We start from the raw sequence: 12,885 nt of genomic DNA, 5'->3' as shown, positions 1-12,885 counted from the left end.
AGCAGGCAGACATCTCGGAAGGGCAGGTGGCGGCACAGTGGCCAGGACGACGGACGGTGACGGTACGCCCGTCCCGCAGCGGCTGCTCGCCGCCGCCACCCGGCTCTTCGCCGAGCAGGGCTACGACCGCACCTCGGTGCAGGAGATCGTCGAGGCGGCCGGCGTCACCAAGGGGGCGCTGTACCACTACTTCGGCTCCAAGGACGACCTCCTGCACGAGGTGTACGCGCGCGTGCTGCGCGTTCAGCAGGAGCGGCTGGACGCGTTCGCGGGCGCCGACGAGCCCATCGAGAAGCGGCTCAGAGGCGCGGCGGCCGACGTCGTGGTGACGACGATCGAGAACCTCGACGACGCGATGATCTTCTTCCGCTCCATGCACCACCTGAGCCCGGAGAAGAACAAGCAGGTGCGCGCCGAGCGCCGGCGCTACCACGAACGCTTCCGCGCGCTCGTCGAGGAGGGCCAGGAAGCGGGCGTCTTCTCGAAGGCGACCCCGGCCGACCTGGTGGTGGACTACCACTTCGGCTCCGTCCACCACCTGTCGACCTGGTACCGCCCGGACGGCCCGATGAGCCCCCAGGAGGTCGCCGACCACTTGGCGGACCTGCTGCTGCGGGCGCTGCGACCGTAGCCGACGCAGAGCTTTCTCCGCCCCCGCCGCCCCTACCCATTCCCGTCCCTGGGGGCTGCGCCCCCAGACCCCGCTTCGGCCCTGAACGGGCCTTGTCCTCAAACGCCGGACGGGCTGGATGATGCGGGCCGGCGTTGAGGGGTGAAGCCCCCTGCGGGTGGGTGGGGGGGCTAGGGATGGTCGTGCTCGTCCTCGAACGCCGCGTGGGCTGGGATGCCTGGGCTGGCGTTGACGGGTGAGGCCCCTCTGCGGGTGGGTGGGGGCTAGGGATGGCGTGGCCCCGCTCCTCGAACGGCGGACGCGTCAAGTCCAGCCCCTCCGGCGTTTGAGGAGCGGGGGTCCAGGGGGCGGAGCCCCCTGGGAACGGGGTCGAAGGGGCGGAGCCCCTTGAGGATGGGACGGGTAGGGGCGGCGGGGGCGGGAAAACCCCCGCCGCCGACGGAGTCACAGGTACTTCTTCAACTCCCGCCGCGCCAGCGACCGCTGATGCACCTCGTCCGGCCCATCGGCGATCATCAGCGTCCGCGCCCCGGCGTACAGCTCGGCCAGCGGGAAGTCCTGGCTGACACCCCCCGCGCCGTGCAACTGGATCGCCCGGTCGATGATGTCGACGACCGCCCGCGGCGTGGCGATCTTGATGGACTGGATCTCGGTGTGGGCACCCCGGTTGCCGACGGTGTCCATCAGCCAGGCCGTCTTCAGCACCAGCAGCCGCAGCTGCTCCACCGTCACCCGCGCGTCGGCGATCCAGTTGTGCACCACCCCCTGCTGGGCCAGCGCCTTGCCGAACGCCGTACGGGACACGGCCCGGCGGCACATCAGCTCGATCGCCCGCTCCGCCATGCCGATCAGCCGCATGCAGTGGTGGATACGGCCGGGACCGAGCCGCGCCTGGGCGATGGCGAAGCCGCCGCCCTCCTCGCCGACGAGGTTCGACACCGGCACGCGCGCGTGGTCGAAGATCACCTCGGCGTGGCCGCCGTGGTAGTGGTCCTCGTAGCCGAACACCTGCATGGCGCGCTTGACCGTGACGCCCGGGGTGTCGCGGGGGACCAGGACCATCGACTGCTGGCGGCGGATGTCCTCGCCGTCCGGGTCCGTCTTGCCCATCACGATGAAGATCTTGCAGTCCGGGTTCATCGCCCCGGAGATGTACCACTTGCGGCCGGTGATGACGTACTCGTCGCCGTCCCGCTCGATGTGGGTGGTGATGTTGGTGGCGTCGGACGAGGCCACCTCCGGCTCGGTCATCGCGAACGCCGAGCGGATCTCACCGGCCAGCAGCGGCTCCAGCCACTGCTTCCTCTGCTGCTCGTCGCCGAACTGGGACAGCACCTCCATGTTCCCGGTGTCCGGCGCCGCGCAGTTCAGCGCGGTGGGCGCGAGCTGCGGGGAGCGGCCGGTGATCTCGGCGAGGGGGGCGTACTGGAGGTTGGTCAGCCCGGCACCGTACTCGGCGTCGGGGAGGAAGAGGTTCCACAGGCCCTGGCGGCGTGCCTCGGTCTTGAGCTCCTCGACCACGGCAGGGGTGTCCCAGGGGGAGGCCAGCGCGGCCCGCTGCTCCTCCGCCACGGCCTCGGCCGGATAGACGTACTCGTCCATGAAGGCCAGCAGCTTGCCGCGCAGCTCCTCGGTGCGTGCGTCGAACGCGAAGTCCATGTGCGTCAGCCTTCCTGGATGCCTGCTTGGAGAGTGGTCAGTCCGTGCTCGATGAAGACCGGAACCAGGTCGCCGATGCGGTCGAAGCCGCGGCCGACCGTCTGGCCCAGCGTGTAGCGGTAGTGGATGCCCTCCAGGATCACGGCGAGCTTGAACCAGGCGAACGCCGTGTACCAGGAGACCGCGGAGACATCGCGCCCCGAGCGCGCGGCGTACCGCTCGATCAGCTCGCCGGGCGCCGGATGTCCGGGAGCCTCGGCCGTCGTGGAGACCGGGGAGTCCGCCATGCCCAGCGGCAGGCTGTACATCACCAGCAGGCCCAGGTCGGTCAGCGGATCGCCGAGCGTGGACATCTCCCAGTCCAGGACCGCCTTGATCCGGTCGTCGTCACCGATGAGCACGTTGTCGAGCCGGTAGTCGCCGTGCACGACGGCCGGGGCGGGGGAGACGGGCAGCCGCCGTCCGAGGGTCGCGTGCAGCTCGTCGATGCCGGCCAGGTCGCGGTTGCGGGAGGCGTCCAACTGCTTGCCCCAGCGCCGCAGTTGCCGGTCCAGGAAACCCTCGGGGCGGCCGAAGTCCGCGAGCCCGGCCTCCGCCGGATCCACCGCGTGCAGCTCGACGAGCGTGTCCACCAGGGACAGCACCGCGCCCCGGGTGCGCTCAGGGCCCAGCGGGGCGAGCTGGTCGGCGGTGCGGTACGGGGTGCCCTCGACGAACTCCATGACGTAGAACGGCGCCCCGAGCACCTCCTCGTCCTCGCACAGCAGCACCGGCCGGGGCACCGGCACGTTCGTCGGGTACAGCCCGCTGATGACCCGGTGCTCGCGCTTCATGTCGTGCGCCGTGGCGAGGACATGGCCGAGCGGGGGACGCCGTACGACCCACTTCGAGGTGCCGTCGGAGACCGCGTAGGTGAGGTTCGACCGTCCGCCCTCGATCAGCCGGCCGGTCAGCGGACCCTGCGCCAGACCGGGCCGCTCGCGCTCGAGCAGGCCGCGCAGCCGGTCGAGATCGAGACCGGGCGGATGGTCGGGGCTCATACATCGCTCCTGAAGGCAGGTGAACAGGACTGGACTCATGATGCCGACCAGTCGGTATGTAGTCCAGTGCGGAAGCCGAACGTGATCGGGGCCACGATAGGCCGACAGCTCCCCGCGCGGCGCGCCGGGGAGCTGTCGGTGGTGGTTTCTCGGCCAGTACGGCTTTCGTGAGCTTTCGGTGGGCTCAGTGGTCGTCCCAGTGGCCCTCGTGGGAGGCGTGCCGGTGGCCGTCGTGCAGGTAGTCGACATGGTCGCCGTGCAGGACGCTCTCGTGTCCGCAGTCGGCGCCGTGCTGGTGGGTGTGGCCCTCGTGCGCGACGTGTCCGTCGTTCTCGCACTCGTCCCAGTGGCCGCCGTGTTCGCGATGGAGGTGGCCGTCGTGCGCGTAGTCGGTGTGGTCGCCGTGCGGCACCGCGGTGTGTCCGCAGTCGGGGCCGTGGACGTGTGTGTGGGAGGGGTGTTCCACATGAAGGGTGGTCATGGTGCTCGCCTTCGGAGGTGCGGGTTGTGACGACGGACAGGCTGCCACGCGAACGGCGCATATCAGGTCATTCGGGCTTGCGTGGCGTCCTGCGACCGCAGAGGGTCGAACCCATGAAGGGCATCAGCTACACACGCTACGGCGGCCCCGAGGTGCTCGCATACGGAGAGGTGCGCGACCCCAAGGTCGGCCCCGACTCGGTGCTGGTCAAGGTACGGGCGGCGGCGGTCAACCCGGTCGACTGGAAGTGCCGCGAGGGCCATATGGACCGGATGCTCGAGCCGGCCTTCCCGGTGGTCCCGGGATGGGACGTGTCGGGTGTCGTGGTCCAACCGGGCGTGTCCGTCGCGGAGTTCGGCGTCGGCGACGAGGTCATCGGCTACGTACGCGAGGACCTCCTCTCCCGCGGCACCTTCGCCGAGTACGTCGCCGCCCCGCTGCGCACCCTCGCGCGCAAGCCCCGCAACCTCACCTGGGAGGAGGCCGCCGGTCTGCCCCTGGTCGGGCTGACGGCGTATCAGGTGCTGATCAAGGTGCTCCAGGTCAGGCGTGGCGAGACGGTCCTGGTGCACGCCGCGGCCGGCGGGGTGGGCTCCATCGCCGTCCAGCTCGCCCGCCATCTCGGCGCCCGGGTCATCGGTACGGCGAGCGGGCACAACCACGACTTCGTCCGCGGCCTCGGCGGCGAGCCGGTCGAGTACGGCGACGGCCTGACCGAACGGGTGCGAGGGCTGGCGCCCGAAGGCGTGGACGCGGCCCTCGACACGGTCGGCGGCGAGGCGCTGAAGGCCACGGCCAACCTCCTGGCCCCGGAAGGCCGCCTGGTGTCGATCGCCGACCCGGACGTCTTCGACTACGGCGGCCGCTACTACTTCGTCCGCCCCGACGCGGAGGACCTGCTGCGGCTGTCCGAGCTGGCGGAGGAGGGGGTGGTGTCCGTGCACGTCTCGCAGACGTTCCCGCTGGAGCAGGCGGCGGACGCTCACCGGCTCAGCCAGGAGGGCCGTACGCGCGGCAAGATCGTGGTGACGGTGGACTGGGAGACGGAGGAGGCGGTGGCGCCGGAGGGGCTGTGGCAGGCGGCGGACTAGGGCCTGTCTGGTTCTGTCTGGTGTTGTCTGGTGTTGTCCGGAGGGAACCGGCTCAGAGGACGAGGGCGGCGCCGCACACCGCCAGGGCCACGGTGAACAGGACCGTGGCCGCGGCATGCCGGGGGGCGAGTGCCGCCGGTTCGGCCGAGGAGGCCAGGACGCGGATGCGGCGGTGGGCCAGGGCCAGGAAGCCCAGCCACAGCCCGAAACACAGGGCGCAGACGACGACGCCGACCACCGAGAGCCGACCGTGCAGCGCGGTCTTCGCGGCGAGTACGGCGGCCACGGTGCCGGACAGCGTCGTACGGCGCCACGCCAGGCGCGTCCGCTCGGGCTGCAGCCCCGGATCCCGCACCGGCTCCGCTTCCGCCGCGGCGCTCACCCTTCCCACCCCACGAGCACGACGACGACCATCGCGACGGCCACGACCGCGACGACGATGCTCAGCACCGCCGGGAACCGGGACACCGGCAGGTCCTCGCCCCGGCGCATCGCCCGCTCGCAGCGCACCCAGTGATTGACCGCGCGCAACGAACACAGCACGCCCGCCGCGAGCAACGCCAGCGCCAGCCCGACGCGCCAGCCCCAGCGCAGGTCCGGCAGGAACTGGTCCACGGCGAAGCCGCCGCCGATCAGCGCGAGCGCGGTACGCAACCAGGCCAGGAAGGTGCGCTCGTTGGCCAGCGAGAACCGGTAGTCGGGGGTGCCGCCCTCCTGCCGGATCTGCTGCGGCGCGAACCACAGCCGGACGTTTCGTACGAACTCGATCACATGCACGACCCTATCCGGGCAGTCGCCGGGCGGCGTTGCCGCTCAGCCGGTCGCCGCGGCCGTCGGTCAGCCGACCGCCGTGCCGTTCGCCCGGTAGGCCCTGAGCCGCTGGTAGGCCGCCAGCCCGTCCGGCACCCACGCCCACTCCGTCAGCCGCCGCTCCACTTCGGCCTCGGGCAGGAAGTCGTGCCAGGCGACCTCCTCCACCTGCGGGCTCACGGGCAGCTCGCAGCGCACCTCGTACACCGCCGACCACCAGGTCTGTCCGGCGCCGTCGTCGTACAGGAACTTGAACAGGAACGCCGGCCGGGCCAGGCCGCTCACGCCGAGCTCCTCCTCGGCCTCGCGCAGGGCGGCTTCGTCGTAGGACTCACCCGCACCGACGACTCCGCCGACGAACATGTCGTACCGCGAGGGGAAGACCAGCTTGGTGGGGGTACGGCGGTGCACGAAGAGGCGGCCCCGCGCGTCCCGGGCCTCGATGAAGACGGCGCGATGGCGCAGCCCCTTGGCGTAGGCCTCGCCACGTGGGGACTGCCCGATGACCTGGTCGTGTTCGTCGACGATGTCGAGAATCTCGTCAGCAGCACTCATGGGCCCATCCAAGCAGGGGCCACCGGTCCGAGCAGGGTCCGTCCGCGGGCGGCCCGCCGGCACTGGCCCACAGCCGCGTCGCCCCGTCAGCCCGCCGTCTGCAGGACCGCCGCCCGTTCCGGCTGCCTCGCCCCGCACGGCATCGCCGAGTGCGTTCCGAGCAGGATGATGCCGACCACGATCCCGGCGAGTCCGGCCGCCTCCCACGCCAGTGCCCCCGTATCGGTGCGGAGCCGGTCGCCGAGGAAGCCGACGCCGCAGGCGATTCCGGCCAGGGGCTGGGCCGCGGTCAGGGCGGGCAGGGACATGCGCAGGGACGCCGTCTCGAACGCGCTCTGGACGAGGATCAGTCCGGTGAGGCCGAGCGCCACCACGGCGTACGGCTGCCAGCCGGTCAGGACCTCCGCCATGCCGCCCTCGGCGAAACGCTGGCCGGTCACGCGGGTCAGGGCGTCCTGGACGCCGTACAGCAGACCGGCGGCCGTGGCCAGCAGCGCCGGACCCGAGCTGAGCCGCGAGCGCTTGGCGCAGGCCGTGAGCAGCAGGGCAAGCCCGATCATGACGCCCATGATCAGCCAGTGCCGGAGCGGGTCGCTGGTCGCCGTGCCGCCGCGTGGCTGTCCGGCGACGATGAACGCCGTCACTCCGCCCGCGAGCAGGGCGAGGCCCGCCCAGCCCTGGCGGCCCAGTGGCTGCCTGGTCTGGCGGCGCGAGAGCATGAGCGCGAACAGCAGGTTCGTCGCCAGCAGGGGCTCCACCAGGGAGATCTCGCCCTGGCCCAGCGCCATCGCGCCCAGCGCCATACCGACCACCATGAGCCCGATGCCGCCGAGCCAGCGCGGCACCTTCATCAGGTCGAGCAGGATCCGGGGGGAGAGGAAGTCGCTCAGCGGCGCCTTCTGGGCCGCGTTCTGCTGAAGTACGAAGCCGAAGCCCAGGCAGCACGCGGCGCTCACGGCGAGTATCAGAATCTGAAGCGACACGCTGCGTACCTCGAATCCTGCCGGGCGGACGGGGCGCGTAAGGGCCGACTGTAGCGACCCGGAACCCGGCATGCGCGTCCCGCAATCCTCCGACGCCGACGGGTGGCGACGCCATGACGTACGCCACACACTCCGAACAAATCGGGCATCGTGGGCATAGTTCGAGTCTCAACTGCCTCATCAGTCACGGGAGTTGACGCGTGTAACGCGGCGGCGACCCTTGACGCGAACCGTTGGCTGCGGATTTGCTGTGTGTGATCGGTTGATGACTGTCCACACTCTCCCCCCAACAGAACCCGAAACGGTGCCCCCACCTCCGCCACCCCTCGGCCGCGGCCGGAAGCGCGCAGCCCACGCCTTCGACGCGGCCCTCGACGACGCCGACCTCGCCGCGGCCCGCACCGCACTGACCCAGGGCAGGTGGCAGGCGGCCCGCTCGCTGCTCGCCCGGACCGGCGACGACTGGGACCGCAGAGGACACCGCGTCACCGTCCTCGCCCAGGAGCCGTACTGCGCCGCCTGGACCCGCGACTGGCTGCTCGCCGAACCCGACTCCGCCGACGCCGCCGTCCTGCTCGCCCTCGCCCAGGTGCGGCGCGCCTTGCGTGGCAAGGAGAAACCGGTCCGCGCCCGCGAGTCCTGCCACGCCGCCGCGGCGCTCGCACCCGCCGACCCCACCCCCTGGCTGGGGTTGCTCATGCTGGAGAGCGCCCTCGGCGCCGAGGAGGAGGTGCGCCGCCTCTTCGCCGAGGTCCGCGCCCGGTACGCCGACCACCACCACGCCCACCACCTGATGGTCGCCCGTCTCGCCGAGCGCCGCCCCGGGGTCGGCCCCGATCCGCTCCACGAGGTCTACGACTTCGCCAACGCCGCCGCGGAGCAGGCCCCCGCCGACTCACCGCTCGCCATCCTTCCCGTCATCGCCCACACCGAGCGCTACCGCGTCCTCGCCGCGGTGGGACACGAGCCCCGCGACACGGCCGCCTCCGGGCACTGGACCGGCCGTCGGGCCCGGCAGGTGATGCGGGCCGCCTTCGACTGGTGGCTGGAGTGGGAACAGGAAGGCCACCCGCGTCGCCTCATCGACCTGAACTTCCTCGCCCACGCCAAGGTCTGCGAGGGCCGGAGCGCCGAGGCGGCCGCCCTGTTCCACCGCATCGGTGAGCACGCCACGGCGTCGCCCTGGTCGTACCCGGACCGCGATCCGTATCCCGCCTTCCGTGCCGCGCGGGCCGGCGCGCTCGGAGCGATGTGACGGTATCGAGTCGACGTGACAGGAGCGACGCGACGATACCGACTCGACGTAACGGTGCCGGCCCGACGCGGCGATACCGACCCGACGTGACGGCACCGATCCGACGTGACAGGAGCGACGTGACCGCACCGTCCCGACGAAACCGCACCGTCCCAACGCAACGGCACCGACCCGACTCGCACCCCAACCCCAACCCACCCGATCCGACCCGACGAAGGACGGTCTCTCCATGACGACGGGCAGTTCCAGCAAGAGCCGAGCCACCACGCCCGGCGGCGGCATCAGCACGTTCAAGGGGCAGGACCGCGCCCTGCGCGCCGACCGGCTGGGCACCACGGGCCTGCTGCTGTCCGTGCTCGCCGCGACGGCACCCCTCATGGTGGTCGCAGGTGTCATGCCCACGACCTTCGGAGTGATGGGCGTGCTCGGCCAGCCGCTGCTCTTCGTGATCCTCGGCCTCGTCCTCGCCCTCTTCAGCGTCGGGTACGCCGAGATGAGCCGGCACGTCCACAACGCCGGTGCCTTCTACGCGTACATCTCCCGAGGCCTCGGCGGCACGGCCGGCGCCGGCGCCGCGATGGTCGCGCTCGTCTCCTACAACGCCCTCCAGGTCGGCATCTACGGCATCTTCGGCTTCGAGGTCTCCGGGCTGTTCGCCACCTACCTGGAAACCGAGGTCGCCTGGTGGATACCGGCGTTCCTGGCCGTGCTCCTCGTCGGCGCCCTCGGCTGGCTGAAGATCGACCTCAACGCGCGCGTGCTCGGCGTACTGCTGGTCATCGAGGTCGCCCTGGTCGTCATCTTCGACGTCGCCGCGATCGCCGACCCCGCCAAGGAGGGCCTGTCGCTGCACGCCTTCAATCCGGACACGCTCACCGGCGCGGGCATCGGCACCGCCCTGTGCTTCTGCGTCGCCGCCTTCCTCGGCTTCGAGCAGGCGCCCGTCTACGCCGAGGAGACCAGCCGCCCGCACGTCCTCGTGCCGCGCGTGATGTTCCTGGCCATCGGCGGGATCGCCGTCTTCTACACGATCAGCTGCTGGGCGTACACCGTCGCCGCCGGCCCCTCGGCGATCGTCGGCACCGCGCAGGAGCAGAGCGCCGGGCTGCTGTTCTTCCTCACCGAGGACCTGCTCGGGCCTGCCTTCACCGACGTCCTGCACGTGCTGTTCGTGACCGGCATGTTCGCGGCGATGCTCAGCTTCCACAACGTCGTCGCGCGCTACGCCTTCGCCATGGGCCGTGAGGGCCTGCTGCCCGCGGTCTTCGGCCGCACCAGCGGCGCGAGCGGCGCCCCCGGCACGGGTTCGCTGCTGCAGACCGTGATCTCGCTCGTGGTCGTCGCCGCGTTCGCGTTCACCGACGACAAGCCGGTCGGCGACCCGACCGCACCGGTCCTGCACCTGTTCACCTGGATGGGCAGCCTCGGCGCGCTGGGCGTGGCCGCGCTGATGGCCGCCGCCTCGGCCTCGGTCATCGTCTTCTTCGTCCGCCGCGGCGCCGTCGCCGCCCAGTTCTGGCGACTGGCCGCGTCCGCGCTCGCCGTTCTCGCGCTGGCCTTCATCGTCGTCTACACCGTCAAGGACTTCGACGTCCTGATCGGGGCGGGCCCCGGCTCGTCCCTGAGCTGGGCCCTTCCCGCCGTCATCGCCCTAGCCCTGGCCCTCGGCCTGGCACAGGGCCTGCTCCTGCGCTCCCGCGCCCCCGAACAGCACGCCCGCATCGGGCTCGGCAACGAGGCGTTCCAGTTGGAGAAGGCCGCCCGCGGCGACTGATGAGCGTCGGGTGAGAGGTGGTTACGGAAAACTGACGGGCACCCGCGATCCCTGGCCCAGCGGGGGGACGCGGGTGTTCGATGAGCAGGTGAACTACGAACCACCCGAAGAGCCGCGGGGCAAACCGGTGGGCCGCCGCGTCCTCCTCGGCACCCTGGGCCTGGGCGCCCTCGGCGTGGTCACCGCGCCGACCCTGCAACGCGGGCTGGAGTCCTTCCTGGCGAGCGCCTCCGACAAGGACCCCACCGGCCTGACCGACCTGCTCCCCAACGGCGGCGGCTTCCGCTACTACTCGGTCGCCTCCTCCGTACCCCGCAAGAACGCCACGACGTACCGCCTCACGGTCGACGGCCTGGTCGACCACCCCCGGACCTACACGCTCGCCGACCTGCGCGCCCTCCCGCAGACCCGGATGGTGCGCGACGTCCAGTGCGTCACCGGCTGGCGGGTACCCGAGACACCGTTCGAAGGCGTGCGCCTGTCCCGGCTGCTGGACGCCGCGGGAGTGCGCGAGGGGGCCGGGGCGGTGCGCTTCACCTGCTTCGACGGCACCTACACCGAGAGCCTCACCCTCGACCAGGCCCGCCGCGCGGACGTCCTGGTCGCCCTGCGCATGCAGGACAAGGACCTGGGCCACAGCCACGGCGGCCCGGTCCGCCTCTATGTGGCCCCCATGTACTTCTACAAGTCCGCCAAGTGGCTCTCCGGCATCACCGTCACCAAGGACGTGCGGCCCGGCTACTGGGAGGAACGGGGCTACGACGTCGACGCCTGGGTCGGCCGCTCGAACGGACGCGACGATGAGCCCACGACTTGACGCACCCCGCCGGACCACCGACATCCGGCGCTTCAGCCGGGCCGAACGCTGGGTGCACCGTACGACGGCCGCGCTGATGGGCATGTGCGTGGTGACGGCGGCCTGCCTGTACGTGCCGCAGCTCGCCGAACTCGTCGGGCGCCGCGAGCTGGTGGTCCGCATCCACGAGTGGGCCGGCCTCGCCCTGCCCGTGCCGGTCCTGGCCGGCCTCGCCTCCCGCGCCTTCCGCACCGACCTGGGCTTCCTCAACCGCTTCGGCTCGCACGACCGCCTGTGGCTGCGCGCCGCGTTCCGCCGTGACGAGCGGGCCGCGTCCCGCCCCGCGGGCAAGTTCAACGCCGGGCAGAAGATCTACGCGGCCTGGATCGCCGGGGCGACGCTGGTGATGCTCGGCACGGGGCTGTTGATGTGGTTCACCCACCTCACACCCCTGGTCTGGCGCACCAGCGCGACGTTCGTCCACGACTGGCTGGCCCTGACCATCGGCATCGTCCTCGCCGGGCACATCGGCATGGCGCTAGCGGATCCGGAGGCCCGCCGCGGCATGCGGACCGGCAGGGTGAGCCGGGAGTGGGCCGAGCGGGAGCATTCCCTGTGGCGGCCATGAGGCGGTGAGGGCCGAGGGCGATCGGGCCGGGAACTCCGTCGGATCGCCCGTGGACGGCACCCCCGCGCCGAGCGGCGACACCGGACCGCCGGGTGCCTCAGGCCCCGTGTCCGGCTGCGGGACCACCTCGGCAGCGGCGACCCTGAAGGCCGTCGGCAGGCGCACCTCGGTTCCGGCATACCGGACCGTCACCTCGACGGCGCCCGGCTCCAGCACCGGTACGACGACGGACAGCACCAGCCGATCGCCCGACTCGGACCTCAGCACGGGAACCCCGGGCCCCTGCTGCCCACCGACGCTCACGCTCACGTTCGGCAGCAGTTCGGCATGGTCGACGTACGTGTCCGCCAGCTCGATCCCGATCGCCTCGCCGGGCCGCGCCTCGCCGTCACCTCCCGTGTCCACCCCGGCGATCCGATAGCCGCACGCCGCGGGCGTACCGCTCGCCGACGGCTTCAGCCGCACGACGGCGCCGGGATGCCGCCGGTGGAAGTCGAGCAGGGAGCCCAGGACGGCGTACGCGGCACGGCCCTTGCAGGTGTCGGCCTTGTCCGCCAGGGCGGCATGGTCCCGGGCCGCCTGCTTCCAGTCACCGCCCTGGCCCTGCACGGCCAGACAGGCGGTGGCCAGCCCGCGCAGCGGCGTCCACTCCGCCTCGGCCCGCGTCCGGGGAATCACCTGCAGCGCGGCCCGGCACTCGGTGGGGGAGCGGAGCAGGTCGTACACGCTCGCCGGGTCCGGCGTGCCGTCGACGTCCGGTGAATCGGGGCCGGGCGGGAGCCAGGCGGGGACGTCGAGGAGCTTCTTGCTCATGGAGGGGCTGGGGGAGGAGGGGCTCGGACGCTCGCTCACCGTTCCGCCCCGCGACGCGCCGGGCATGCTCGTGACCGCGGGTGCGCCGAAGTGGCCGTCCGGCGACTGCCGTGCCGGAGGAGGGGAACTGCTCGGCGGACCGGTCGGCAGCTTCCGCGCGCCGTCGGAGGGCCCGGCGGTGACGATCGTGCCCCCGCCGCCCCTGCCGTCCGCAGTGACACCCCCGTCACTCGTGAAGGCCACGGCGGCGACCGCCACCGCCCCTGCGACGAGCAGCCCCGAGATACGCATCCCGAGGGAAACCGCCATGACGCCCCCCGAAGTTCCCGCCCCGGACGGCTGCGGCAGCCGCCAAGGGTCACCTCATCA

14 protein-coding genes are annotated in these 12,885 nt (G+C 71.9%); 6 read left to right on the top strand and 8 right to left on the bottom strand.

Annotated features, from left to right (window positions below; genetic code table 11):
- The first annotated feature begins 37 nt into the window (after positions 1-37).
- Positions 38-631, top strand: coding sequence for a TetR/AcrR family transcriptional regulator (locus ACIREI_RS17365; protein ID WP_403333461.1), 594 nt, complete (start codon positions 38-40; stop codon positions 629-631).
- A gap of 444 nt (positions 632-1,075) precedes the next feature.
- Here the strand turns inward: ACIREI_RS17365 and ACIREI_RS17360 are convergent, their stop codons facing one another.
- From ACIREI_RS17360 to ACIREI_RS17350, 3 genes are all read right to left on the bottom strand, one after another.
- A complete protein-coding gene (locus ACIREI_RS17360; protein WP_403333459.1) occupies positions 1,076-2,290 on the bottom strand; it encodes an acyl-CoA dehydrogenase in 1,215 nt (404 codons plus the stop codon).
- 5 nt (positions 2,291-2,295) lie between these two features.
- On the bottom strand, positions 2,296-3,330 hold the full coding sequence (locus ACIREI_RS17355) for a phosphotransferase family protein (RefSeq protein WP_403333457.1): 1,035 nt from the start codon (positions 3,328-3,330) through the stop codon (positions 2,296-2,298).
- Between the two features lie 184 nt (positions 3,331-3,514).
- On the bottom strand, positions 3,515-3,811 hold the full coding sequence (locus ACIREI_RS17350; protein WP_403333455.1) for a hypothetical protein: 297 nt from the start codon (positions 3,809-3,811) through the stop codon (positions 3,515-3,517).
- A gap of 113 nt (positions 3,812-3,924) precedes the next feature.
- Here ACIREI_RS17350 and ACIREI_RS17345 point away from each other — a divergent pair, with 113 nt between their 5' ends.
- Complete coding sequence (locus ACIREI_RS17345) at positions 3,925-4,902, top strand: NADP-dependent oxidoreductase (protein WP_403333453.1); 978 nt, start codon at positions 3,925-3,927, stop codon at positions 4,900-4,902.
- A 52-nt stretch (positions 4,903-4,954) separates the two neighbouring features.
- On the opposite strand, the gene ACIREI_RS17340 is transcribed toward ACIREI_RS17345, so the two are convergent.
- The 4 genes from ACIREI_RS17340 to ACIREI_RS17325 all read right to left on the bottom strand — a co-directional run bounded on the left by ACIREI_RS17340 (position 4,955) and on the right by ACIREI_RS17325 (position 7,250).
- A complete protein-coding gene (locus ACIREI_RS17340; protein WP_403333451.1) occupies positions 4,955-5,284 on the bottom strand; it encodes a DUF202 domain-containing protein in 330 nt (109 codons plus the stop codon).
- Complete coding sequence (locus tag ACIREI_RS17335) at positions 5,281-5,673, bottom strand: YidH family protein (RefSeq protein WP_403333449.1); 393 nt, start codon at positions 5,671-5,673, stop codon at positions 5,281-5,283. Before ACIREI_RS17335 ends, ACIREI_RS17340 begins: the two co-directional genes overlap by 4 nt.
- A gap of 66 nt (positions 5,674-5,739) precedes the next feature.
- Positions 5,740-6,267 carry an NUDIX domain-containing protein gene (locus ACIREI_RS17330; protein ID WP_403333447.1) on the bottom strand — a complete coding sequence of 176 codons (528 nt, stop codon included), beginning with the start codon at positions 6,265-6,267 and terminating at the stop codon, positions 5,740-5,742.
- A gap of 86 nt (positions 6,268-6,353) precedes the next feature.
- On the bottom strand, positions 6,354-7,250 hold the full coding sequence (locus ACIREI_RS17325) for a DMT family transporter (protein WP_403333445.1): 897 nt from the start codon (positions 7,248-7,250) through the stop codon (positions 6,354-6,356).
- A 304-nt stretch (positions 7,251-7,554) separates the two neighbouring features.
- Between ACIREI_RS17325 and ACIREI_RS17320 the strand changes: the two genes are divergently transcribed.
- The 4 genes from ACIREI_RS17320 to ACIREI_RS17305 all read left to right on the top strand — a co-directional run bounded on the left by ACIREI_RS17320 (position 7,555) and on the right by ACIREI_RS17305 (position 11,703).
- Positions 7,555-8,505 (top strand): hypothetical protein, encoded by a 951-nt coding sequence (locus ACIREI_RS17320; protein WP_403333443.1) that lies wholly within the window; start codon positions 7,555-7,557, stop codon positions 8,503-8,505.
- 229 nt (positions 8,506-8,734) lie between these two features.
- Positions 8,735-10,279 (top strand): APC family permease, encoded by a 1,545-nt coding sequence (locus ACIREI_RS17315; protein WP_403333441.1) that lies wholly within the window; start codon positions 8,735-8,737, stop codon positions 10,277-10,279.
- A gap of 88 nt (positions 10,280-10,367) precedes the next feature.
- Positions 10,368-11,096 (top strand): molybdopterin-dependent oxidoreductase, encoded by a 729-nt coding sequence (locus ACIREI_RS17310; protein ID WP_403333439.1) that lies wholly within the window; start codon positions 10,368-10,370, stop codon positions 11,094-11,096.
- Entirely contained in the window at positions 11,080-11,703 is a 624-nt protein-coding gene (locus ACIREI_RS17305; protein WP_403333437.1) for a cytochrome b/b6 domain-containing protein, read from the top strand. The genes ACIREI_RS17310 and ACIREI_RS17305 overlap by 17 nt, the downstream gene beginning before the upstream one ends.
- Here the strand turns inward: ACIREI_RS17305 and ACIREI_RS17300 are convergent.
- A complete protein-coding gene (locus ACIREI_RS17300) occupies positions 11,614-12,825 on the bottom strand; it encodes a hypothetical protein (protein WP_403333435.1) in 1,212 nt (403 codons plus the stop codon). The two genes, ACIREI_RS17305 and ACIREI_RS17300, sit on opposite strands and share 90 nt — an antisense overlap.
- Positions 12,826-12,885 lie beyond the last annotated feature (60 nt).

It is taken from the genome of Streptomyces sp. NPDC093591, from assembly GCF_044764885.1.
Classification (GTDB): domain Bacteria; phylum Actinomycetota; class Actinomycetes; order Streptomycetales; family Streptomycetaceae; genus Streptomyces.
This window is presented reverse-complemented; position numbering and strand designations above follow the sequence as displayed.

Bases quoted from the DNA above. Each gene is read 5' to 3' on its own strand.
- ACIREI_RS17360 (WP_403333459.1), bottom strand. From the start codon at position 2,290: ATGGACTTCGCGTTCGACGCACGCACCGAGGAGCTGCGCGGCAAGCTG.
- ACIREI_RS17355 (WP_403333457.1), bottom strand. From the start codon at position 3,330: ATGAGCCCCGACCATCCGCCCGGTCTCGATCTCGACCGGCTGCGCGGC.
- ACIREI_RS17350 (WP_403333455.1), bottom strand. From the start codon at position 3,811: ATGACCACCCTTCATGTGGAACACCCCTCCCACACACACGTCCACGGC.
- ACIREI_RS17345 (WP_403333453.1), top strand. From the start codon at position 3,925: ATGAAGGGCATCAGCTACACACGCTACGGCGGCCCCGAGGTGCTCGCA.
- ACIREI_RS17330 (WP_403333447.1), bottom strand. From the start codon at position 6,267: ATGAGTGCTGCTGACGAGATTCTCGACATCGTCGACGAACACGACCAG.
- ACIREI_RS17315 (WP_403333441.1), top strand. From the start codon at position 8,735: ATGACGACGGGCAGTTCCAGCAAGAGCCGAGCCACCACGCCCGGCGGC.
- ACIREI_RS17305 (WP_403333437.1), top strand. From the start codon at position 11,080: ATGAGCCCACGACTTGACGCACCCCGCCGGACCACCGACATCCGGCGC.
- ACIREI_RS17300 (WP_403333435.1), bottom strand. From the start codon at position 12,825: ATGGCGGTTTCCCTCGGGATGCGTATCTCGGGGCTGCTCGTCGCAGGG.